The organism is Deinococcus budaensis (assembly GCF_014201885.1).
In the GTDB taxonomy this organism is placed as follows: domain Bacteria; phylum Deinococcota; class Deinococci; order Deinococcales; family Deinococcaceae; genus Deinococcus; species Deinococcus budaensis.
Map to the genome: position 1 here is coordinate 22,503 of NZ_JACHFN010000006.1, position 22,407 is coordinate 44,909.

Annotated in this window: 23 protein-coding genes and 1 tRNA gene; 14 read left to right on the plus strand and 10 right to left on the minus strand. The window is 71.0% G+C overall.

Annotated features, from left to right (window positions below; all coding sequences use genetic code 11):
• The first annotated feature begins 16 nt into the window (after positions 1–16).
• The 8 genes from mqnE to der all read left to right on the plus strand — a co-directional run bounded on the left by mqnE (position 17) and on the right by der (position 7,011).
• Positions 17–1,147, plus strand: coding sequence for an aminofutalosine synthase MqnE (gene mqnE, locus HNQ09_RS09035; RefSeq protein ID WP_184028179.1), 1,131 nt, complete (start codon positions 17–19; stop codon positions 1,145–1,147).
• Positions 1,148–1,151: 4 nt separating this feature from the next.
• Positions 1,152–1,517: a nuclear transport factor 2 family protein gene (locus tag HNQ09_RS09040; protein ID WP_343057699.1), complete on the plus strand. Its 366-nt coding sequence runs from the start codon at positions 1,152–1,154 to the stop codon at positions 1,515–1,517.
• A gap of 8 nt (positions 1,518–1,525) precedes the next feature.
• The gene (locus HNQ09_RS09045; RefSeq protein ID WP_184028181.1) at positions 1,526–1,711 is read left to right on the plus strand and encodes a hypothetical protein; all 186 of its coding nucleotides are present in this window, start codon (positions 1,526–1,528) and stop codon (positions 1,709–1,711) included.
• Positions 1,708–2,583, plus strand: coding sequence for a menaquinone biosynthetic enzyme MqnA/MqnD family protein (locus tag HNQ09_RS09050; RefSeq protein ID WP_184028183.1), 876 nt, complete (start codon positions 1,708–1,710; stop codon positions 2,581–2,583). The genes HNQ09_RS09045 and HNQ09_RS09050 overlap by 4 nt, the downstream gene beginning before the upstream one ends.
• Before the next feature lie 52 nt (positions 2,584–2,635).
• A complete protein-coding gene (locus HNQ09_RS09055) occupies positions 2,636–3,871 on the plus strand; it encodes a NupC/NupG family nucleoside CNT transporter (RefSeq protein WP_184028186.1) in 1,236 nt (411 codons plus the stop codon).
• 100 nt (positions 3,872–3,971) lie between these two features.
• Entirely contained in the window at positions 3,972–4,373 is a 402-nt protein-coding gene (locus HNQ09_RS09060; RefSeq protein ID WP_343057700.1) for an MGMT family protein, read from the plus strand.
• A gap of 97 nt (positions 4,374–4,470) precedes the next feature.
• Positions 4,471–5,316: a c-type cytochrome gene (locus tag HNQ09_RS09065; RefSeq protein ID WP_184028189.1), complete on the plus strand. Its 846-nt coding sequence runs from the start codon at positions 4,471–4,473 to the stop codon at positions 5,314–5,316.
• Between the two features lie 369 nt (positions 5,317–5,685).
• Positions 5,686–7,011, plus strand: coding sequence for a ribosome biogenesis GTPase Der (gene der, locus HNQ09_RS09070; protein WP_184028192.1), 1,326 nt, complete (start codon positions 5,686–5,688; stop codon positions 7,009–7,011).
• A 75-nt stretch (positions 7,012–7,086) separates the two neighbouring features.
• Here the strand turns inward: der and HNQ09_RS09075 are convergent, their stop codons facing one another.
• A complete protein-coding gene (locus tag HNQ09_RS09075) occupies positions 7,087–7,542 on the minus strand; it encodes a hypothetical protein (RefSeq protein WP_184028195.1) in 456 nt (151 codons plus the stop codon).
• Positions 7,539–7,889, minus strand: a complete 351-nt coding sequence (locus tag HNQ09_RS09080) for a hypothetical protein (RefSeq protein WP_184028197.1) — start codon at positions 7,887–7,889, stop codon at positions 7,539–7,541. Before HNQ09_RS09080 ends, HNQ09_RS09075 begins: the two co-directional genes overlap by 4 nt.
• An 80-nt stretch (positions 7,890–7,969) precedes the next feature.
• Here HNQ09_RS09080 and HNQ09_RS09085 point away from each other — a divergent pair, with 80 nt between their 5' ends.
• The 3 genes from HNQ09_RS09085 (at position 7,970) to HNQ09_RS09095 (ending at position 10,965) form a co-directional block, all read left to right on the plus strand.
• Positions 7,970–8,110 (plus strand): hypothetical protein, encoded by a 141-nt coding sequence (locus HNQ09_RS09085; protein WP_184028199.1) that lies wholly within the window; start codon positions 7,970–7,972, stop codon positions 8,108–8,110.
• Positions 8,111–8,302: 192 nt separating this feature from the next.
• Positions 8,303–9,697, plus strand: coding sequence for a S8 family peptidase (locus HNQ09_RS09090; protein ID WP_184028201.1), 1,395 nt, complete (start codon positions 8,303–8,305; stop codon positions 9,695–9,697).
• Between the two features lie 134 nt (positions 9,698–9,831).
• Positions 9,832–10,965: a PQQ-dependent sugar dehydrogenase gene (locus tag HNQ09_RS09095; RefSeq protein WP_184028203.1), complete on the plus strand. Its 1,134-nt coding sequence runs from the start codon at positions 9,832–9,834 to the stop codon at positions 10,963–10,965.
• Here HNQ09_RS09095 and HNQ09_RS09100 read toward each other — a convergent pair.
• On the minus strand, positions 10,949–11,428 hold the full coding sequence (locus HNQ09_RS09100) for a GreA/GreB family elongation factor (protein WP_184028206.1): 480 nt from the start codon (positions 11,426–11,428) through the stop codon (positions 10,949–10,951). The two genes, HNQ09_RS09095 and HNQ09_RS09100, sit on opposite strands and share 17 nt — an antisense overlap.
• A gap of 119 nt (positions 11,429–11,547) precedes the next feature.
• Here HNQ09_RS09100 and HNQ09_RS09105 point away from each other — a divergent pair, with 119 nt between their 5' ends.
• Entirely contained in the window at positions 11,548–12,027 is a 480-nt protein-coding gene (locus HNQ09_RS09105) for a hypothetical protein (protein ID WP_184028208.1), read from the plus strand.
• Positions 12,028–12,430: 403 nt separating this feature from the next.
• On the opposite strand, the gene HNQ09_RS09110 is transcribed toward HNQ09_RS09105, so the two are convergent.
• The 4 genes from HNQ09_RS09110 to nth all read right to left on the minus strand — a co-directional run bounded on the left by HNQ09_RS09110 (position 12,431) and on the right by nth (position 18,521).
• Entirely contained in the window at positions 12,431–15,481 is a 3,051-nt protein-coding gene (locus HNQ09_RS09110; protein ID WP_184028210.1) for an adenosylcobalamin-dependent ribonucleoside-diphosphate reductase, read from the minus strand.
• Positions 15,482–15,704: 223 nt separating this feature from the next.
• On the minus strand, positions 15,705–16,421 hold the full coding sequence (locus HNQ09_RS09115; RefSeq protein WP_184028212.1) for a zinc ribbon domain-containing protein: 717 nt from the start codon (positions 16,419–16,421) through the stop codon (positions 15,705–15,707).
• Positions 16,422–16,477: 56 nt separating this feature from the next.
• Positions 16,478–17,722 carry an MFS transporter gene (locus HNQ09_RS09120; protein WP_184028214.1) on the minus strand — a complete coding sequence of 415 codons (1,245 nt, stop codon included), beginning with the start codon at positions 17,720–17,722 and terminating at the stop codon, positions 16,478–16,480.
• 136 nt (positions 17,723–17,858) lie between these two features.
• On the minus strand, positions 17,859–18,521 hold the full coding sequence (gene nth / locus HNQ09_RS09125) for an endonuclease III (RefSeq protein WP_184028216.1): 663 nt from the start codon (positions 18,519–18,521) through the stop codon (positions 17,859–17,861).
• Positions 18,522–18,728: 207 nt separating this feature from the next.
• Between nth and HNQ09_RS09130 the strand changes: the two genes are divergently transcribed.
• A tRNA-Trp gene (locus HNQ09_RS09130) sits at positions 18,729–18,804 on the plus strand.
• Positions 18,805–18,860: 56 nt separating this feature from the next.
• Here the strand turns inward: HNQ09_RS09130 and HNQ09_RS09135 are convergent.
• On the minus strand, positions 18,861–19,700 hold the full coding sequence (locus tag HNQ09_RS09135; RefSeq protein WP_184028219.1) for a ribonuclease H family protein: 840 nt from the start codon (positions 19,698–19,700) through the stop codon (positions 18,861–18,863).
• A complete protein-coding gene (locus HNQ09_RS19155; RefSeq protein WP_281378309.1) occupies positions 19,693–19,827 on the minus strand; it encodes a hypothetical protein in 135 nt (44 codons plus the stop codon). Before HNQ09_RS19155 ends, HNQ09_RS09135 begins: the two co-directional genes overlap by 8 nt.
• Before the next feature lie 80 nt (positions 19,828–19,907).
• Here HNQ09_RS19155 and HNQ09_RS09140 point away from each other — a divergent pair, with 80 nt between their 5' ends.
• The gene (locus HNQ09_RS09140) at positions 19,908–21,227 is read left to right on the plus strand and encodes an MFS transporter (RefSeq protein ID WP_184028221.1); all 1,320 of its coding nucleotides are present in this window, start codon (positions 19,908–19,910) and stop codon (positions 21,225–21,227) included.
• Positions 21,228–21,250: 23 nt separating this feature from the next.
• Here the strand turns inward: HNQ09_RS09140 and HNQ09_RS09145 are convergent, their stop codons facing one another.
• Entirely contained in the window at positions 21,251–22,363 is a 1,113-nt protein-coding gene (locus tag HNQ09_RS09145) for a M42 family metallopeptidase (RefSeq protein ID WP_184028223.1), read from the minus strand.
• Between the last annotated feature and the right edge of the window lie 44 nt (positions 22,364–22,407).

The window sequence follows — 22,407 nt, forward strand, 5'->3', positions numbered from 1 at the left end:
GGCGTACACTCCGCTCATGAAGTGGCTGCGCGACCAGGCCCTGGCCCCCATCGTGGAGAAAGTGGAAGCGGGCGAGCGCCTCTCCTTCGACGAAGGCATGCGGCTCTACCACACCCGCGACCTCAATGCCCTGATGCGGCTGGCGAACCGCACCAAGGAGCGGCTGCACGGCGACAAGGTCTATTTCGTGCATTCCATGCGGCTGGAATTCACCAACCTCTGCTACGTGGGTTGCACCTTCTGCGCCTTCGCCGCGCGCAAGGGCGAGGAGCGGGCCTGGGACTACTCCCCCGAGGAGGTGGCCGAGCAGGTCCGGCGCCGCTACCTGCCCGGCATCACCGAGCTGCACATGAGCAGCGGGCACCACCCCAACCACCCCTGGGCGTACTACCCCGAGATGGTGCGGCAGCTGCGGCAGAACTTTCCTGACCTTCAGGTCAAGGCCTTTACCGCCGCCGAGATCGAGCACCTCTCCAAGATCAGCAAGAAGCCTACGCTGGAAGTCCTGCGCGAGCTTCAGGCGGCGGGCCTCGCGGCGATGCCGGGCGGCGGCGCCGAGATTTTCGCCGACCGGGTGCGGCTTCAGGTCGCCAAGAACAAGGTCAAGGCCGACCGGTGGCTGCAAATCCACCGCGAGGCGCACTCGCTGGGGATGCGGACGAACGCGACCATGCTTTACGGCCACATCGAGACGCTGGAGGAGCGGCTGGACCATATGGACCGCCTGCGCGACCTTCAGGACGAGACGGGCGGCTTCCACGCCTTCATCCCGCTGGCCTTTCAGCCGCTGGGCAACAGCCTCGCGCAGAACCTGGGCAAGACCGACTTCACGACCGGCCTCGACGACCTGCGCAACCTCGCGGTGGCCCGCGTGTACCTCGACAACTTTCCGCACATCAAGGGCTACTGGGTGATGATCGGCTCGGAGCTGACGCAGGTCAGCCTGGACTGGGGCGTCAGCGACATCGACGGCACCATTCAGGAGGAACACATCGCGCACGCGGCGGGCGCGACCTCCCCGATGGCGCTCTCGCAGGCCGGGATGGTGAAGATGATCCAGCACGCCGGGCGCGTGCCGGTGCTGCGCGACGCCTACTACCACGAGCTGGAGGTCTTCCGGGGGGCGGGCGCGGAGGCGGCGGACTAGTGTGGTGCTCGACCTCTCCTCCCCGCCCTCCCCGGAGAGCGACCTCGACGCGGTGCTGGCCCTCGACGACGCCTGGAACGCGGCCTACCACCACCGCGACCCGGAGCGGATGGCGCCCTTGATCGCCCAGGACTGGATGGCTTTTTTTCCCGACGGCCGGGTGGTCTTCCGGGCCGAGCTGCTGGAAGGCATGCGCCGCAATCCCCCCGCCGCCCTGATGTACGAGCGCCACGCGGCCCGGGTGTTCGGCGACGCGGCGATCACGCGCGGCACCCTGTACGCGAACGGGAAAAGGATGCAGAGCTTTCTGCGGGTCTACGCGCGGCGGGGGGGCGGGTGGCAGGCGGTCAGCGTGCAGGTGGTGCCGTGAAGAGGGCCTTGTTGGGGCTTGGTGCGCTGCTGCTGGTCTTGCCACCGCTCGCCGGAATCGCCCTGGGCATGATTCCCTTCGACGGACAGATCACGACCGATTTCTATGTTGTGGAGCGCTTTCCTTCTCCTGTCCTGTGGATGGTGCTGGGCAGTTTGCTGGTGCTGCTCGGTCTGCGCTGGAAGCGCCCATGACCTACCGCGCAGGCTGGATCCACTACACCAACGTCGCGCCCATCCTCGACGCGCTCGTGCTGCCGCCGGGCGTGACGGCGGTGACGGGCGTGCCCACCGAGATGAACGCCGCGCTGCTGGGGGGGCGGGTGGACATCGCCAACATCAGCGCGGTGGAGTTTATCCGGCACGCCGACCGGCTGGAGGCCTTGCCGGATTTCAGCGTGGCGGTGCTGGGGCCGGTGTACTCGGTGAACCTCTTTCATACGGTGCCGCTGGAGCGGTTGCGCCGGGTGGCCCTGACCCGCCAGAGCGCGATGAGCGTGGCGCTGCTGCGGGTGCTGCTGCGGGAGCGCGGCCTGACCCCCACGCTGGAGGCTGCCGAGGGCGAGGCCGAGACGCTGCTGGCCCAGGGCTACGACGGGGTGCTGCGCATCGGGGACAGCGCCCTGCGCGAGTGGTACCGGCTGGTCGGCCCGCTGACGCCCGAGACCACCATGACCGCCCTGCCGCACGTGGGGCGCGGGGTCACGGTGACCGATCTGGCCGAAGAATGGTTCCGGCTGACCGGGCACCCCTTCACCTTCGCGGTGTGGGCCTACCGGCGCGAGAACCCGCCGCCGCCCGAGCTGGTGCGGGCCATGCGGGAAGCGCGGCGCGAGGGGCTGGGCCATCTGGCGGGGGTGGCCGCCCGGCACGGCCAGAAGCTCGACCTGCCCGCGCGGGTGGTGCAGCACTACCTCTGGAACTTCCGCTACCACCTGGAAGCGCCCGACCGGCTGGGGCTGAGCGAGTTCGCGGCGCTCGCGGAGCCGGGGCACGCGCCGCTGCGCTTCGGGCCGCAGCCGGGGGCGGGGCGCGGCACGCTGGCCCCTTCCGGGGCCGGGCCTTAACGGAACGGCGCAGGGCCGGGCGGCGCTCACTCCTGTCCCGTACCGTGGAGCCATGACCGACATCCTGTGGGGACTGGGCGGCGTGGCCGTGCTGCTGGGGCTGGGGCTGCTGCTCAGCGTGGACCGCCGGGCGGTGAACTGGCGCACGGTGCTGGGGGCCTTTGCCCTGCAACTCGCCTTCGCGTTGATCGTGCTGCGCTGGCCGCTGGGGCGCCGGGCGCTCGACGCGGTGTCGGGCGCGGTGCAGGGCGTGGTGAACAACGCGCAGCAGGGGATCAACTTCGTGTTCGGCAACCTCACGAACGGAGCGCTGGAGGGCGTGGGCTTCATCTTCGCCTTCAACGTGCTGCCGATCATCGTCTTTTTCAGTGGGCTGATCGCGGTGCTCTATCACCTGGGCGTGATGCAGGCGGTCGTGCGGGTGCTGGGCGGCGGCCTGAGCAAGCTGCTGGGCACCAGCCGGGGCGAGAGCCTGTCGGCCACCGCCAACATCTTCGTGGGGCAGACCGAGGCGCCGCTGGTCGTGCGGCCCTATATCGGGGCCATGACCCGCTCGGAGCTGTTCGCGGTGATGGTGGGCGGCCTCGCCAGCGTGGCGGGCAGCGTGCTGGTGGGGTACTCGCTGCTGGGCGTGCGGCTCGACTACCTGATCGCGGCGTCCTTTATGGCGGCGCCCGCAGGCCTGCTGATGGCGAAGCTGATCCTGCCCGAGCGCGACACCCCCCAGAACTACAAAGGAGAGATGCCGGAAGACCCCGAGGGCCGGCCCGTCAACGTGATCGACGCAGCGGCGCGTGGGGCTGGCGACGGGCTGCGGCTGGCGCTGAACGTGGGCGCGATGCTGATCGCCTTTATCGGCCTGATCGCCCTGGTCAACGCGCTGCTGGGCGCCCTGGGCGGCCTGTTCGGAGTGGGCGGGCTGAGCCTGCAAGGCCTGCTGGGCTGGGTGTTCGCGCCGCTCGCCTTCGTGATGGGCGTGCCGTGGGAGAACGCGGTCACGGCCGGAAGCTTTATCGGGCAGAAGCTGGTGACCAACGAGTTCGTCGCCTTTGTCGAGTTCGCCCAGGTGCTGCGCGAAGGCGGCCTCTCGCCCAAGGTCGAGGCGATCATCACCTTCGCGCTGTGCGGGTTTGCTAACCTCAGCAGCCTCGCCATCCTGCTGGGCGGTCTGGGCGGCATCGCGCCCACCCGGCGCGGCGACATCGCGCAGCTGGGCTTGCGGGCGGTCGCGGCAGGCACCCTGGCAAACCTGCTCAGCGGCACGCTGGCGGGCATGCTGGTCGGGTGAGGGGGAGAGCGGTCAGCCATCAGCGATCAGCAGGTAGGCTGGGGCATGACGGGCGAGATGCAGGCGGGACGGGCGCAGGGCGTGCTGAAGGAGCCGACGCGTGGCGGGTGAGCTGGGGACGGGGGAGGCGCCGAGCGACGCCACCTTTCACCAGCGGGTGCTGGCCCTGGTCGCGCGTATTCCGCCGGGCCGGGTGATGACCTACGGGCAACTCGCGCTGCTCTCGGGCCGCCCCGGGCCGGGGGGCGCGCGGCTGGCGGGCTTCGTGCTGGGGAGCCTGGCCGGCAAAGCCCAGGGGGGCCAGACCGACCTGCCCTGGCAGCGGGTCATCAACGCCCAGGGCAAGGTGAGCACCCACAAGCTGGGCTTCGGGGACGTGCAGGAGCGGTTGCTGGAGGCTGAGGGCGTGACCTTTGACCCCGCAGGCCGCTGCGACCTCGCCCGCCTCCAGTGGTGGCCGGAGGAAGAGGACCGGGCCGCCCCGCCCACGGCCCTGCTGTGAGCGGCCCTCCCCCGGCTCCGGCGCGGTCGGCGGGGCGGGGCGGGCAAAAAGGAAGCGTGAGCAGAACGTCCCGCAGGCGGCGGCGTATTCTGCGGACATGAAGCGGACGAGCAAGAACCGTTGGGTGGCGGGCGACGTGATGTCGTGGGTGCTGGGCGTGACGCTCGGCGTGATTCTGGGCGTGGCCCTCCTGATCGTCGCGCCGCGTCTGGGCGGCGCGCAGGGCGACGCGGCCCCCAGCGCCGAGGGCACCATCGCGGCGAGCGACGAGCGGGCCGGGAACGGAAGCGCCGGGGAAGGGCAGGCGGCGGCGGGTGAGGCGGCCGGAGGTCAGGCGGGCGGGGCCGCCCAGCCGGGAGAGGGAAGCGACGAGGGCACCGGCCGCAGCACCGAGGCGGCCACCACCGACGAGCCGACGGCCGGAAGCGAAACCGCCCAGGCCACCGGGAGCGCGGGCGGCGTGCAGGCGGGCGGCGAGGGCGCGGCCGACAGCGACCCGACCGGCACCGACTCGACCTCCGAGGTGGACCAGACCGGCGCCGAGGCCACCGTGGCTCCCGACGGCAACACCTCGGCCGACCGCGAGCGCGCCCAGGGCGAGGTGGGCACCGCCCAGGCCCAGAACACCGGCGAGGGCGACACCGCCCAGGAAGCCGTGACCGGCCAGCCGACGACGGCTGCGGGCGACGCCGGAGCCGGGCAGGCCATCTACGTCAGCAACTGCCAGGGCTGCCACGGCGAGCAGGGCCAGGGCGTGGTCGGCCCCAGCCTGGTGCAGGCCGACGGCCCGAAGAGCTGGACCCTGGCCCAGTTCACCACCACCCTGCGCGAGGGCCGCACCCCCGAGCGCCAGCTGAGCGCCGCCATGCCCCGCTACTCCGAGCAGCAGATCAGCGACGCGCAGGTGGCCGACCTGCACGCCTACATCAAGACGCTGAACTGAGGTTCAGGAGGCGAGCGCCGCCCCGGACAAATGGGGCGGCGCTCGCCTTTTGCCCTCCTCAACTGGGAGGGCGGTCGGGCCGCCGTCTGGCCGCCTGGAGAGACAAAAAAAGCCGCCTCTTCGGGCGGTGATAGAAGAAGTATAGCGCGGTATGCAGGATTCGTCAATAGGAACCGGGGGAATTCGGCGGATGCGGGGGCAGGGTTGGGGCGCCGTGCGGAGGAAGGGGGGTGCCCCGGGCCACCTTCCCCTCACTTCCCCCTGCTAGACTTTCTGGCCTCTGGCCCCATTCGCCCCAGCGCGGGCGGCGGGCACGGCGCATCCCCCCTCTGACGCCTGGGCGGAAGCGACACCGAAAGGAGCGTCCACATGCATAAGGTAGCCATCGTGGGCCGACCCAACGTCGGCAAGTCCAGCCTGTTCAACCGCCTGGTGGGGCGGCGCGAGGCCGTCGTGGCCGATTTTCCCGGCGTGACGCGCGACGCCAAGGAAGGGCTGATGCTCTACCACAACCACCGCATCACCCTGATCGACACCGGCGGCCTGTGGAGCGGCGACGAGTGGGAACAGGCCATCCGCCAGAAGGCCGAGTGGGCGATGGAGGGCGCGCAGGCCGTGATCTTCGTCCTGGACCCGCGCGAGGGCCTCTCGGCCGCCGACTACGAGGTGGCCGAATGGCTGCGCCGGGTGGGCAAGCCGGTGATCGTGGTCGCCAACAAGATCGACAGCCCCAAGCACGACGTGTACCTGGCCGAGCTGTGGGGTCTGGGCTTCGGCGAGCCGCTGCCGGTCAGCGCCGAGCACGCGCGCGGCCTCGACGACCTGATGGACCGGGTGCTGGAGCACCTGCCCGCCGACGACGAGGACGTGCCGGAGGTCGCCCCCATCCGCATCTCCCTGATCGGGCGGCCCAACGTGGGCAAGTCCAGCCTCCTGAACGCGATCACCCACACCGAGCGCGCCATCGTGGCCGACCAGCCGGGCACCACCCGCGACTCGCTGGACGTGGAGTGGGACTACGGCGGGCAGCGTTTCGTGCTGGTGGACACGGCGGGCATCCGCAAGAAGCCCGACACCGCCATCGAGGACTACGCGATCCAGCGCAGCGAGGCGGCCATCGAACGGTCTGATTTGATCTGGCTGGTCGTCAACGCGACCGATCTGGGCGACCACGAACTCAAGCTCGCCAACCTCGCCTACGAGAGCGGCAAACCCGTGATCGTGGTCGTGAACAAGTGGGACCTCGTGCCCGACGAGGATCTCAAGAGCACCGAAAAGGAACTGAACCAGAAGCTCCACCACATCTCCTACGCGCCGCGCGTGTATACCTCGGCAATCAACGACTACGGCATCCACGACATGCTCGCGGAGGCCATGAAGCTCTACGAGAAGTGGCAAAGCCGCATCCCGACCGCCGAACTCAACCGCTGGCTGGAGGTCTGGCAGATGCGCCAGGCCGTGCCGAACTTCCACGGCAAGAAGCTGAAGATGTACTTCATGACCCAGGTCGAGACGGCCCCGCCGACCTTCGCCATCTTCTGTAACCGCGCCGACTTCGTGACGCGCGCCTACGAGGGCTTCCTGCAAAACCGCATCCGCGAGGACCTGCAACTCGCCGGGATTCCGGTGCGCCTGAAGTGGAAGGAAAAGGGGCCGTACAAGCGCGGCAAGAAGGGCGAGGAAGCCGAGGCCTAGAGGTCTCGGGGGCAAGGAGGCTTCAGGGCCGTGGGACCGGGGGGGAGAGAGCCTCCGGTCCCTTCTTGCCGCGGGTCAGCGGCGGCGCAGCGCGGTCACCAGCCACATCGCCGCGCCCACGCCGCCGATGCAGGCGAAGAACGTCCCCACCACCCCCGGCGGAGCAGCGCTGGAGGTGGCGAGCATGCTCAGCAGCACCCCGGCGAGGAGCAGGGTGCAAAAGAACTTCAGCCCCGCCGAGGCTTCACGCGCCGCCGCCCGGTTGCGCTCGGGCGAGCCGAGGTCGGGCATGTTGATGACGCCGATTTTCTCGGTGTACGTGAAGGTCAAGAACACCAGCCCCATCAGCGGAGGCAGGAACAGCAGCCGCGCCTTGCTGCCCAGGGTCGGCGGCGAGCTGAGATTCATCCGCAGCGGGAGCACGTCCGGAATCGCGGCCCACAGGACCGCCAGCCACAGCAACGTGCCCAGCAGCACCGCCAGCGCCGCCCCGTTCGTGACGCGGCGAAAACGCGAGACCTCCGCCGTCAAGCCTCCCCCTCCTCCGCCTCCCGCAGCGCCTGCCAGTCCTCCCAGGCCAGCGCGGGCAGCAGCGCGAAGGAGCCGACGAAGAGGGAAGCGAGGGCGGCGGGCACCCGCACCGCCGTCTTGCCGTTCAGCACCAGATACAGCGCGCCCAGGGTACTCAGGGCGCCGATGTCCATGAACATCACCCGGGCAAAGGAACTGCGCCGCAGCGTTTCCAGGGTGCCCAGGTCGCCGGGGCGGCGGCGCCCCAGGACCGTGCTGAGGACCAGCAGCCCGAACAGGGCGGCGTAAAGCTGGAGGCGGGCGGGTCCGGCGGTGCGGTAGCGGCTCAGCGGATTCGGGGGGGTCATGGCCCAGCGTACCCGCTGAGGCAGGCCCACCCTGAACATGCTCACACGCGGCGCTCGCCCGCGTCTCCTAAGCTCGGAGCATGAACACCTTTCTGCGGTGGCTGCTCGGTGGCGTACTCGTCTTCAGCCTCGCGGCGTGCGCGCCCGGCGGCGGCGACGACGACAGGGAAGACAGCGGGACCGTGACCGAGCAGAGCGAGGGCGAGAACGACGACGATTGACGCCCGCTTCTCCCGAGTATCCCCACCTCCCCCGGCCAGGCTGCCGGGGGAGGTTCCCGTGTGACGGGCCGCGCGCGCCCGCTCCATCACGGCCCGCACACACCTGGGCACCTAGACTCGCGCCCACACCACAACCCAGCCCCTCTTCCCGGCCCCAGCTGGAGCCGCCGCCTTTGACCCCCCGGAGGACCCATGAAGCGTACCCCCCTGCTCGGCCTGCTCACCCTCGGCGTTTTGCTCGGTTCCTGCGGCAGCGGCCCCAGCGCGACGGCGCCCACCCCTTCGGCAGAGGCGGCGGCGCCCAGCAGCCCGGTGACGAGCGCCCCGGTGACGGCCGCAGGGCAGTACGTTCCCGGTGAGGTGATCGTGCAGCTTTCGGGCAGCCTGGGGGCGCAGACCCTGGGCGCGCTGGAAACGCGGCTGGGCGTGCAGTCGCTCGAGCAGCTCGCGGTCGTGAACGGAGCGGCGCTGCTGCACACCCGGATCACCGACGGCAAGAGTGTGGAGGCCAAGATCGCCGAGCTGAAGGCCAGCGGCGCCGTGCGCTTCGCGGAACCGAACTGGACCTACCAGCATCAGGCGACCGCCAGCGACGCGCAGTTCACGAACGGGACCCTCTGGGGGATGTACGGGGACGCCAGCACGCCCGCCAACGCCTTCGGCTCGCAGGCCGCCGAGGCCTGGGCGCGCGGCTCGGTGGGCAGCGACAGCGTGTACGTGGGCATCATCGACGAGGGCTACCAGTTCGACCACCCCGACCTGAGGGGCAACGCCTGGCTCAACCCCTTTGACCCGGTGGACGGCCGCGACAACGACGGCAACGGCTACATCGACGACACGCGCGGCTGGGACTTCGCCAACGGCGACAACAGCGTCTACGACGGCGGCACGCGCGGCAGCCTGGACGCGCACGGCACCCACGTCGGCGGGACCATCGGCGCCACCGCCAACGACGGCGGCGTGGTCGGCGTGAACCACAACGTCACCCTGATCAGCGGCAAGTTCCTGGGGCGCCGGGGCGGCGACACCGCCAACGCGATCAAGGCGGTGGACTACTTCACCGACCTCAAGACCCGCCACGGCCTGAACATCGTCGCCACCAACAACTCGTGGGGCGGCGGCGGCTACTCTCAGGCGCTGTACGAGGCGGTCGTGCGCGGGGCCAAGGCGAACATCCTCTTTGTCGCGGCGGCGGGCAACTCGGGCACCGACAACGACGTGGCGGCCTCCTACCCCAGCAACTACGACACGACTTCCGCCGCCGGGTACGACGCGGTGATCGCGGTCGCGGCCATCGACAAGGCGGGGGCGCTCGCCAGCTTCAGCCAGTACGGCCGCACCCAGGTGGACCTCGGCGCCCCTGGCGTGGCGATCACCAGCAGCGTGCCCTACAACAGCTACGCGAGCTACAACGGCACCTCCATGGCGACTCCCCACGTGACCGGCGCCGCCGCCCTGTACGCCAGCACCCACGCGGGCGCCAGCGCCAAGACCATCCGCGACGCCCTGCTGGGCAGCGTGGTCGCCACGCCCAGCCTCAGCGGCAAGACCGTGACGGGCGGGCGCCTGAACGTCAGCGGGTTCTGAGGGACGCCCTCAGCCGCAGGGAGGGGGGAGCGGGAGCCTGCGGGCGGGCCGCTCTCCCCTCCTCTCCTGGCCTCCTCCCCTGGCGGCCGGGCCGGATTACAGTCGCTCCACACGTTGGGCGGGCAGACTGAACCATGTCCCTGCCACCCGTTCGCGCGGCGCTCGCCCTGGGGGCCGCTCTGCTCGTCGCCCCGGCCGAGGCCCAGACCTCGCAGGCCCCACAGGTCCGGTTCACGCCCTATGTCAGCGGGTTGCGGCAGGTCACCACCCTGACGCACGCGGGCGACGGTTCGGGGCGGCTGTACGCCACCCTTCAGGCCGGGCAGGTGCGCGTGATCCAGGGCGGGCAACTGCGCGCCCAGCCTTTCCTCGACCTCAGCAACCTGACCCGCGCGGGCGGCGAGCGCGGGCTGCTGGGGCTGGCCTTTGATCCCAACTACAAGCAAAACCGCCGCCTGTATGTCCACTACACCGACCGCAACGGCGACACGGTGCTGGCGCGCTACGCGGCGACCCCCGATTTCAGCCGCGCCGACCCGCAGAGCGCGCGGACCCTCTTTACCGCCGAGCAGCCCTACCCCAACCACAACGGCGGGCAGCTCGCCTTCGGCCCCGACGGCTTCCTGTACCTGGGGCTGGGCGACGGCGGCAGCGCGGGCGATCCGCAGAACAACGGCCAGAAGCTGGGCACGCCGCTGGGCAAGCTGCTGCGCTTCGACGTGAGCGGCGCGGACGCGAAACCCGCCGCCGGGAACCCCTTCCTGAACCGCGCAGGCGCCAACCCCAACATCTGGGCGTATGGCCTGCGCAACCCCTGGCGCTTTTCCTTCGACCGCGTCAGTGGCGACCTGATCATCGCGGACGTGGGCCAGAACGAGTTCGAGGAACTCAACCGCCAGCCGCGCGCGAGCCGGGGCGGCGAGAACTACGGCTGGGACGTGCGCGAGGGCCGCAGCTGCTTCGAGCCGCCCAGCGGCTGCCGCACCCAGGGCCTGACCGAACCCGTGCTGGTGTACGGCCGGAACGAGGGCCAGAGCATCACGGGCGGGTACGTGTACCGGGGCAACGCCGTGCCCAGCCTGAAGGGGCAGTACGTGTTCGCGGACTTCGGCAGCGGCACCGTCTGGGCGGCGCGCCCCAGCGGGAACAGCTGGAACAAGGTGCAGCTGGGCCGCGTCGAGAACCCCTCGACCTTCGGGGAGGACGAGACGGGCGAGCTGTACGTGGCCGAGTACGGGAGCGGGCGGGTGCTCAAGCTCGGTCGCTGACCCCCAGCACCTGATAGCTCGCCTGCCGCCGCCCCAGGTCCACCGTGAAGGTGTCGCCGGGGCGGCGGCCCAGCACGGCCCGGCCCACCGGACTCTGGGTGCTGACGCGCGGCAGCGCGCCCGCTGTGGCCGACGCCTCCAGCGGGTTGACGAGTTGCAGCCGCAGCTCGCGCCCGGTCCCGGTGTCGAGCAGCGTGACCACCGCGCCCAGGCTGGCGCCCTGCTCCAGCGCCGCCCGCTCGATCACCACCGCCCGCGCGAGGCTGTCTTCCAGCTCCGCGATGCGGTCCTCGGTCGCCAGCAGGAGGCGCTGGGCCTCGGCCAGCCCCAGGCTTTCTTGCTCGTTGGCCTCCATCTGCTCCTGCACTACCCGGCGGGCCTCCTCCAGCCGGGCGTACTCCTGCGTCAGCGTCTGCTGGAGGCGGCTCAGCCCCCCGGAGGTCAGTTCGATCTTCTGCGTCATGGGCACCTCGTTTTGGGGGGAAAGTGCGGGCATTGTGCCACGCGCCGCCCCGCCTATCCCCAGGCCCCATGAACCCGCGCTTCATCTGTGCAGGCGGCCCGCGCCACAGACTTGGCCCCATGCGCCGTCACCGTTCCGCCCTGATGCTCAGCACGGCCCTGCTGGTCGCTGCGCCCGCCCAGCAGGCCCAGGCCACCGCCTTCGAGAAGGCCAAGTTTGTCTTTCACCTTGGCGTGGCGTATTACGCCTTCAACACCTGGGTCTGGCGGCCCTACCGCGAGTACAGGTTCCAGACGGGTGCCCCCGGCCAGCGGGCCAACATCGTCAAGGCGGGCGTGGCCCTGGCCTTCGCCGCCTATCAGGTCAACTCGGCGATCAAGATGACCCGCAACACGCAGGACCCCTTCCTGCAAAAGATCGGCTCGCTGCTGCCGGGCTACCAGAAGTCGCTGACGCAGGTGGGCAACAGCCTGAAAAACGGCCGCTTCGACGAGCGCGGTATTCAGAACCTCAACCGCTCGACCACCCGCCTGCTCGAGAGCGCGCAGAGCCAGGGGCAAGTCATCCGCCCGGTGGCGGTGCCGATTCCGGGGTTGTGACGACAACAGCATGAGGTTTGGCGCGGCCTAATCCGAGTACCACTTCCCAGCTTAAATTGGGGCATGGACCGTTACGATGAAGCAGTTCACGAAGAAGTCTGGCGACGGATAGAGGTCCACGTAGGGCAGAAATTTCGGCAGAAAACGGGTGGGGAGTTTTCCTACTTGCTGACCGGCCGAACTCTTCTTCTTTCTAGCACCAACCAAAGCTTAGGCCCTTCCCAAATAGATGCGGCTTTGGAACTGATGCCCTTGGACAGAGTGAAAGATTTGCAGCACCTACGAGCGCCCTCGTATATCTACGCCATTCTCATGGACGAGAGAATTAGACGCGGTTTGTATTAATTAGGAGAGGTCGCAGGTGTAAAGATCTGCGACCTCCTCACTCATAAGTTGAGCGATTTCAACCGCACTTGCTATATCCACACGCCTGGCACTTCAAGCACCCTTCTTCCCGGATCACGGCCTTCTCCTCGCACACCGGGCAGCGCTCGCGGGTCACGGGGTCCATGCCCTCGACGCTGACGCCACCCAGAGCGGCGGCGGGGGCCGGGGCGGGCAGGTCCACGCTGGCTCCGGCCAGGGGGGGCAGGCTGGCGGCGTCCATGTCCTTGGCGAAGGTGTCGAGCGCGACGGCGATCAGGTCGGCCTTGGACCCCACGAGGCGGCCGTTGTAGGAGCCGTACAGCCCGCCGTTGATGCCCCGCAGCGTCTTGATGATCGCCTGCGCGGGCACGCCGTGTTGCAGGGCGATGGAGACGACGCGGCCCAGCGCCTCGGAGTCGGCGTTCGCCTCGTCTCCGGCGCGGCCCGAGATCACCATGACCTCCACGGGCTTGCCGTTCAGGTGGTTGACCGTGACGAGGAAAGAGCGGCGGTGCCCGCTGGTGGGGTCGGTGAGTTTGACCATGTCGGTGATCCCGCTCAGACGGGTGGGGCGCTCGTACACGGGCGCCGGGGCCGAAGCCGCAGGCCGGGAGGTGGGCGCGGGAACGGGCGCAGCGGGTGCGGGGGCAGCTTCCGGCTGGGGGGCGGCCGGGGCAGGCCGGGCGCTTTCCCCCATCACCTCGGCGGCGGCCTGGGCCGCAGGCTCGGCCTTTTTCTCCTTTTTCTTGCTGGTGGACAGCACCTGGAACTGCCGCGAGCCGTCGCGGTACACGGTGATGCCCTTGCAGCCCGTCTTGTACGCCTCGGCGTAGGCCGTCTGCACGTCCATCACCGTGGCCGAGTTGGGCAGGTTGATGGTCTTGGAGAGGCTGTTGGCCGCGTGCTGCCCGCCGTCGTCAAAGGCCTTTTGCACCGTGCCCTGCATCCTCACGTGGTCCACCGGCTTGATGTCGTGGGCGCACACGAACACCTGCTGGAGGGCTTCGGGGATAAAGGTCAGGCCCACCACCGAGCCGTGGTTCTCGGAGACGGCTTCTGTCACCTTGTCCCAGTCCCAGCCGCCGTCCTTCTCGAGGCCCGAGGGAGCGGGGTACTGGCCCAGCAGCTCCACGAAGAGGGGCGCGAGCAGCGCGCGGTACTCCGAGCCGATCTTGCGCCAGATGAAGGGCGAGAAGACGGGTTCGATGCCGCTGGACACGCCCATCAACATGGAGGTCGTGCCGGTCGGCGCGACGGTCAGCACGGCGACGTTGCGCCGGGCCGGGTGGGGAATCTTCTTGGCGTTGCGGGTGTAGACCGGGTACACGCCGCGCTCCTGGCCCAGCCGCTCGCTCTCGGCCACCGCCTCCTCGCGCAGGGTGCTCATGATCTGGTAGATCGTCTCGCGGCCCGCTTCCGAGTCGTAGCGCAGGCCCAGCTTGATCAGGGCGTCGGCCAGCCCCATCACGCCCAGGCCCAGGCGGCGCAGGTCCTGGCTGGCCACCCGGTTGTCCTCCAGCGCGAACACGTTTACGTCCAGCACGTCGTCGAGAAAGCGCACGCAGGTTCGCACGTCGGCGCGGAACGTCGCGTAGTCGAAGGAGCTGCCCTGCACGTAGGCCGCGAGGTTGATCGCCCCGAGGTCGCAGGGTTCGCCGACGGTGAGGGGGATCTCGCCGCAGGGGTTCGTGCTGCGAATCTCGTAGCGTTTGCCCAGGTTTTTCAGCGCGCTGAATTCGTTCACGCGGTCCACGAAGATCAGTCCCGGCTCGCCCGTGCTCCAGGCGTGCTCGGCGATCTGGTCCCACAGCCACCTCGCCGGAATGCCGGGGCGTTTGTCGGCAGGGTTGTAGCGGCCCTGCGGCGCGCTGCGGTAGAGCGGCACGCCGCGCGCCCCATCCTCGGCGCGGTCGGGGAGGGCGGGCAGGCGGCCGTCGTACATGCCGGGTTCGGGCGAGAGGTAGTACTTGCCGGGCACCTCCTGCACGTCCACGTGCCACAGGCCGTCACGCTCCAGCGTCTGCCAGAACTTCTCGGTGACCAGAATGGAGATGTTGAAGGTCGAGATGTCGCCCTCCGCCGCCTCGCGGTCGAGGTCCTTGGCGGTCAGGAAGTCCAGCACGTCGGGGTGCTCGATGGAGATGGTCGCCATCCCGGCCCCCCGGCGCGTGCCGCCCTGCCGAACCACCCGCAGCACCGGCGCGTACACGAAGCGCAGCGTGTTGATCGGCCCGCTCGACTCGCCGCCCCGGTTGGCCCACTCCAGGAAGTTGTCGAAAATCTCCATCAGAAAGGACACCGGGCCGCTGGAGGTGCCGCCCGACCCCTTGATCGGCGCGCCCTCGGGCCGCATCTGCGACAGGTCGATGCGCGGCTCGACGCCCACCCGGGCGCTCTCGGCCACCGCGCGGGCCGCGTCGACGATGCCGCCCATGTCGTCGGCCACCGCCTGCACCCCGCCCGGCAGCGCCCGGACGATCTGCACGCCGTTTCGCCGCGCCAGGGCGACCAGCTCGGCGGAGATCGCCTCGCCGTACACCACCCGGGTCCAGTTGCGCACCGCCACAGGCTGCTTCTCCCCGTCGGGCTGGGTGGGGGGCCGCATCAGGCCTTCCACGAAATCGGTCACGTCGGGGTGCGCCGCCGCCATGTAGACCCAGCCGCGCACGCCCGCGTCGGGGCGGCTGCTCACGGCGCGGGGCGTGTACACGTCGAGGTTCACGCCGTTGCCGCCGCCCACCTTGGTGACCAGCGCGAGCTTGCGGGCGACCTCCATCACGCCGTCGAAGCTCTCGGGCGCCGAGGCGGTCGCCCCCTGCACGAAGCAGTTCAGGACGTTGCCGTGCTGCGTGCCTGCCCCCGCCAGCACCCGCCCGCCGGGGCAGAACTTCTTCTCGGCCATCAGGTCGTAGTACTTCTGCGCCCAGTGTTCCCGCGCCTCCCCGGCCTCCGCGCCCGCCACCCAGGCTGCGATGCGGCGGAACATCCCCGCGATATCGCCGTCGCCGGGTTGGAGGTATTGCCGCTTGGCAATGTGCTGGGCGTTGTCGTCGAAGTGGCGCAGGGTGGGGTCGGGCGTGGTGGTCATGGCGGCTCCTTGAGGCTGAGGCGGCAACAAAAAACCCTCACCGCCCGCTGGGGGCAGTGTGGAAACGGACGGGCGGAGACCCGCGCTGGGGGGTTCCTCTACGGTGACTGACTTTACCATCCGCCCCGGACTCATACAATGACTTGTACTGTCACCCCAAAAGGGGTACAAGATACGGCCCCCGACCGCAAAGTGGGTCAGGGGCCGCGCAAGAGAACGCCCCTCAGTTCAGCCGGGCCAAGAAACGCCCGCACGACGGGCACTTGACGGGGGGCAGCTTGCCCTGGGCGGCTTTTTGCTGCACGTTGACTGGGAGCATCACGTTGCAGCCGGTGCAGCGGCCCCCCCGGATCTCGACCAGGCCCAGGCCCTTTTTGGCCTTGCGGATCAGGTCGTACTCCTTGACAGTGCGGCTGTCGATGCCGGAGACGAGCGAGGCGCGTTCCTGGCGGGCACCTTCACCCTGGTCGCGCAGGCCCTGCACGCGGGCCTCGTCCTGGGTCTCCAGCTCGGTCAGGGTGGGGCGCAGGGCGCGGTGCTCGGCGCGCAGGTCGGCCGCCTTCCCGGCCAGCTCACGCTGGCGCCCACGCAGGGGCGCGAGGTCTTCTTCCATCTCCTCGGCGCGTTCCGAGAGCATCTGGATGCGGCTGCCGTACTGGGACTGGGCGCGGGCGTCGAAGGCGTTCTTGTCCTGCTCCTCCTGGGCGCGCTGCACCTGCTCGCGGGTGCCTGCCAGGTCCTGCTCAAGCTGGCGAATCTGCTTTTCCACGCCCTCGAGGGTGATCTCGGTGTCCTCCAGGGCGTTGTTGAGGCGTTCTTGCTGGGCGCGGGCGTCTTTCAGGGCGTCCGGGATGCTGGCTTCCTCTGCGCGCAGGCGGTCGAGGTCCAGGTCGAGTTCCTGCACGCGGTACAGGCTCTGAAGGGGTCCGGTGTCGCTCATCGGGACCCAGTCTACCCCTGCCCGGCGGGGCGGAGGCGCGGAGCCTCCAGCCGGGGTCAGCTCTGTTCGGGAAGGGGCGCCGTCGCCCGCGCCGCCGGATGCCCGCTGCGCCGCGCCGGGCGGTAGAGGCCCAGGTAGATCGCCAGCACGCTGCCGGCGTACATCAGCAGGGTCCAGCCGAACAGCAGGTTAAAGGCGAGACCGAAAGGCAGCGCCCCGCGCACCACGCCCGACAGGATGCTGCTGGCCGCCCAGCCCAGGTCCCAGGCGATCACGTTGACGGCCGAGTACATCGGGCGGTCCTCGTCGGGCAGCGCGGTCATCGCGTAGGCGGTGTACACCGGCCCGGCGGCGTTCATCAGCGCTCCCCGGGTGAACAGCGCCGCCGCGACCATCCACAGCTGCGGCGCGAAGCCCAGCACCGCCAGAAAAGGCAGGCTGGCCGCCTGCACCGCGAGCACGGCGGTGAGCTGTCCCAACCGCCGCACCAGCAGGGGTTGCAGCAGCGCCGTGGCGGCGGTCGCCAGACTCGTCCAGGCAAAGAGGGTGCCCAGGCTGGCGTAGTCCACCCGGAACTTGCCCTCGATAAAGACGTTCAGAAAAGGGATGGTCGCCCCCGCCCCCAGCCCGACGAGAACGTTGGGCGCGACCAGCCGGCCCATCGTGAGTTTGTCGCGGATGGCAAAGGAGCGGCCCTCCGGGCGCGGCTTGCCGGAGGGCCGCAAGAACAGCACCGGCACCAGCCCCGCAAGCTGAAACCCCGCCGACACCAGCAGCGCGGCCCGCAGCGCCCCCAGCCCGTCCGGCTCGGTGGCGGTCGCCGCCGCGTACAGCTCGGGCACCCGTCCGCCGAAGAGGTTGCCCAGAAAGCCCGCCCCGGTCATCAGGGCGCTCTGGACGCTGAAGAGGGTCACGCGGCTTTTCTCGTCGCTGTGGTTTGCCATGAAGGGCGACCCGGCGACCATCAGCATGGCGGCGCCTGCGCCTTGCACCAGCGCCCCCGCGATGGCCCCGGCCGGCCCGCCCGCCGTCGCCAGGACCAGCGCCCCGGCCACGCTCAGGACGCTGCCCAGCTGGATGGTCCGCGCGTTGGAGATGCGGCGTGCCAGGGCCACCGCCGGCAGGCTCAGGCCCGCCAACGTCAGTGCCGGAAGCGCGTTGAGCAGCCCCTGCCACTCGGCCCCCAGACCCAGCGCCCGCAGGTAGAAGTTCAGGAACAGGGCCGCGAACGCCTGCGACAGCCCGAAGGTAAAGGCCGAGGCGAGGTAGAGCCAGACCTGTCGGGAGAATTTCCAGGTCATGGGCGGCTCCGCTTCGCGGCTCTGCGGGTCCGCCGGGGAGTGGGCAGTAGGAAGTGGGAAGTGGGACAGGCGCAGCGAGAGCGCAGAGCGCCAGCCGAAGCCCCCACCAACAACGGACCGCTCCCCACTGACCCCCTCACACCCCCACCTTCGGGCAGAAGTCCTGCATCGCGCACGCCGGGCACTGCGGCCGGCGCGCCAGGCAGATGCGGCGGCCGTGCAAGATCAGCGCATGGTGGAGGAAGACCCAGCGGTCGCGCGGAAAGAGCCTCCCCAGGTCGGCCTCGACCTTGTCGGGGTGGGTCTGCTCGCTCAGGCCCAGGCGCCGGGCCAGCCGGCCCACGTGGGTATCCACCGCGATGGCCGGATAGCCGTAGGCGTTGCTGAGAACCACGTTCGCGGTCTTGCGCCCGGCGCCGGGCAGGGCGACCACCGCGTCGAAATCGCCCGGCACCTCGCCGCCGTGGCGCTCGACCAGCAGCCGGGCCAGCGCAGCGAGGTTTCTCGCCTTGCCCCGGTACAGCCCGATGGAGCGGATATACGGCTCGATGTCCTCCGGCGCGGCCCTGCCCAGGGCGTGGGCGTCGGGGTAACGCGCGAAGAGGGCGGGCGTGGCGGCGTTCACGCTCACGTCGGTCGCCTGGGCAGAGAGCACCGTGGCGACGAGCAGTTCGAAAGGATTGCGGAACTTCAGCTCGGTGCGGGCATCCGGGTACAGCCCCTCCAGCGCCGACAGCACCAGCGGCGCGCGGGCCTGGGCGCCGCCGGGGAGGGGGGCCGGGGAGGTCGGGCGGGTCACGCGGGGCAGCCTACACCCCGCCTCCCCGGGGTGTCTGTTCCCGGGAGACACTCGGCGCGGCTGGCCCCCGCCTTGCGGCCCGGCGCGCCGCCCACCTGTGGCCCGCTGGCTGACCTCTCCCCTCTTGGCTCTGCCCCCCCCCGGCTTGCACGCGCCGAGGCCCCTTTGCTATCCTGCCCAGGCTTGCGGGCGGCCGTGCCCGCGCACGGGTCCTTAGCTCAGTTGGTAGAGCGGCGGTCTCCAAAACCGTAGGTCGAGGGTTCAAGTCCTTCAGGGCCCGCCAAGTCAGACTCCCCCGCCTCGCGCGGGGGAGTTTTGCCTGTGCCCAGTTGCCCGACCTCAGCCCTCCTCCGCTGGCGGGGCCTCCTCCGGCGGGCCGGCGGGGTCCGGACCCGGGCGCACCTGCACCGCGCCGAGGCTGCCCAGCGCCGCGCGGGCCGTCACCAGCCACGCGGACGGCACCCGCAGTTCCACCAGCGCGCCGCGGGTCAGCAGGGCAAGGGGCCGGGCCAGCGCCACGCGCAACGCTTCCTCACCGCCGCGTCCCTGCCCCTCCACCCGGCCGAGGCCCAGCGTCAGGTTCAGGCGCAGGGGGCGACCGCCTGCGGGAAGGGGCGGCAGGCCCCCCACCTCCAGCACCAGCGGCCTGGTCTGCCCGGCGAGGCGCTCTCCTCCTCCCAGCGGCAGGGCGGCGCCGTCCTCGCCCGCGCGGGCCAGGACCTGCATCTCCAGCGCGGCGCCATGCAGGCCGGCAGCGTCCAGGGCCTCGCCCTCCCGCACCCCGGCCTCCGCGCGGCGGGCGACGTGGTGCATGTCGGCGGGGTGGCGGCCCCGCGAGCGCGCGACCGGCTGCACCCACAGGTCCCGCAGGTGGTCGCGGGCGGCCTCGCCGGCCGGGCCGTGCAAGATCGCCAGCAGCGCCGGCAGGGCGAGGTCGCTGTAAAGCCGCGCCGGGGCGCCCCCCGGCACCAGCCGCAGCCCGGCCAGGATCGCTTCCGTCTCGGCCGCCAGCGAGGTGCCGCCGGGGCCTGCCCCGCTGGCCTGGCGCACTTGCCGGGACCCGGGCTGCACCGCCCGCGCGGCCCAGCCGGAGAAAGTCTGACGCCGCTCGTGGCGGGTGCTTCCGTCGGTATAGACGTGCCAGAGGTCTTCCGGGTCCGGACGGCGGGCCTCAGGCATCGGGCAGGCCGGGAAAGTGGGGCAGGCCCGGCCGCCGCGCCGCGCGCAGGTGGCGCCGCCGGGGCCGCTCGTCGCCGGGGGCGGCCCCGGCGCCGATGTCGCGCCGTTCGCGCAGGGCGGGAAGCATGGGAAGCATCATTCCCGCCCGCTTGGCCCGGGTCAAGACACGGTGGTCCGGGGGCGCAGGGCCTAGGCTGGGGGCCTTCCATGCCCGTGACTGTCCCGCCGCCTGCCGCCCGCCCCGACGCCTCCGCCGCCCTGCGCTTTCCCGAATTCCGCGCGCTGCTGCTCTCCTCGGCGGCCTCGTCGCTGGCGAGCCGGATGCTGGCCGTCGCGGTCGGCTTTCAGGTGTACGAGCTGACGCGCAGCCCGCTGGCGCTGGGCTGGCTGGGGCTGGTCGAGGCGGTTCCGGCGCTGGGGCTGGCCCTGATCGGCGGGCACTACGCCGACCGCCTCGACCGCCGCAGCATCCTGCTGGTGACCCGGCTGGTGTTCGCAGCCTGCGCGGCGGGGCTGGCCTTCGTCTCGTGGGAGGCGGGGCCGCAGACCCCAGTGACGCAGACGCTGGCGCTGCTGTACGGGCTGGTGTTCGTGGCGGGGGTCGCGCGGGGGTTCGGGGACCCGGCCTCGTCGGCGTTCGAGACGCGGATCGTGCCGGCCCCGGCCTTTGTGAACGCCTCCGCGTGGCTGGGCAGTGTGGGGCAGGCGACGGGCATCGTGGGTCCGGCGCTGGGCGGGCTGCTGCTGGCCTCGTGGAGCGCGGGCGGCACCTACGCGCTGGTCGCGGGGCTGACGCTGCTGGCCTGGGCGGGGCTATGGCGCATCTCGCCCAAGCCCCAGCCCGCGCCCCCGGCGCACGAGCGGCGGCGCGACAGCCTCCTGGGAGGCCTCCGGTTCGTGCGGCGCGACCCGGTGATCCTGGGGTCGATGGCGCTCGACCTCTTCGCGGTGCTGTTCGGCGGGGTGGTGGCGCTGCTGCCGGTCTTTGCCCGCGACATCCTGCGGGTGGGGCCGCAGGGCCTGGGGCTGATGCTGGCGGCCCCGGCGGTGGGCGCCCTGCTGGTGATGCTGTGGGCCACCCGTCACCCGCCGCTGCGAAACAGCGGGCGCACGCTGCTGCTGGGGGTGGCAGGCTTCGGGGTCAGCATCATCGTGTTCGCGCTCTCGCGGGATTTTTATCTGTCACTGGTCGCGCTCTTTTTTACGGGTGTCTTCGACGGGGTGAACATGGTGATCCGCAAGGCGATCCTGCGGCTGCGGACGCCCGACCACCTGCGCGGGCGGGTCGCGGCGGTCAGCCTGCTCTTCATCGGGTCGAGCAACGAACTCGGCGCGCTGGAAAGCGGCGTTGCGGCCAGCCTGCTGGGCACGGCGCGCTCGGTATGGGCGGGCGGACTGGTCACGCTGCTGGTCGTCGCGCTGGTGGCGTGGCGGGTGCCGGGGCTGCGCTCGCTGCACCTGGGAGAGGAGGGGCCGGGGGACCGGCCACCCGAGCCGCAGGTGGGGGAAACGGTTTCACGGGCCTGAGCCGCAGGACGCGGTCCCCCCCTCTACTCCCCGTCCAGGTCCACGAAGCGCAGGTCGAGGTCCGGCAGCCCTTCCACGAAGCCGTGCAGCAGCTCCAGCGCGCCCACGAGGTCCGCGAGGTCGAGCACCTCGACCGGGCTGTGGGTGGAGCGGTTGGCGACCGACACCGCGCCGGCCGGAATGCCCCGGCCCGCGTGTTGCAGGGCGCCCGCGTCGGTGCCGATGCCCTTCAGGAGTTCGTGCTGCACCGCCACGCCCCGCGCCCCGGCCGCCGCCTCCAGCCCGCGCCGCACGGCGGGGTGCGCCAGCGTGGAAAAGTCCATCACCTTGATCGCCGGACCCGCGCCCAGGCGGAGGTGTGCGCCCGCCAGTTCGGGCGTGTCGTCGGCGGCCGTCATGTCGAGCGCGAGGGCCACGTCGGCCCCGTTGGCCTGGGCCACCGCCTGGGCGCCGCGCAAGCCCACTTCCTCCTGCACGGTAAAGGCCACGACCAGCGTGACGGGCGGCGGCGTGTCGCGGTAGCGCTCCAGCAGGGCCAGCAGCACCGCGCAGCCCGCCCGGTCGTCGAGGGCGTGCGCCGTGTAGCGTCCGCTGCCCCGGCCCAGCTCGGTTAGCTCGCCCACGAAGCCGACCGGATCGCCCACGCGGACGTCCATCCCGGCGACCTCGTCTGCCGTGCGGGCGCCGATGTCCACGTACAGCTCGGCGTAGGGCACCACCCGGGAGCGGTCCGCGTCGGCCAGCAGGTGCGCGCTCTTGGTGCCGATCACGCCGAGCAGCCGCTCCTGAGACGTGCGAATCCAGACGCGCTGGGCAGGCAGAATGCGGTCGTCGCTGCCGCCCACCTTTTCCAGCCGCAGGAAACCGCCGGGCGTGACCTGCCGCACCCGGAAGCCGATCTCGTCGAGGTGGGCGGCCAGGATCAGGCGCCGCGCCCCGGGGGCTGCCGCCTCGCGCACGGCGACGACGTTGCCGAAGGCGTCCACCTCCACCCGGTCGGCCAGCCCCGAGGCGGCCCGGAACACGGCGCGAATCACGTCTTCCTCCGAGCCGCTGGGGCCGGTCAGGGTGACGAGCAGGCGCAGCTGGGCGAGGATGGCGTCGGCGGAGGCCGCGTCGGTCGGGTGACTGGACATGCGGACAGGATAGAAGGCGCCGGGCGCAGGCGGGGGCTTCAGTG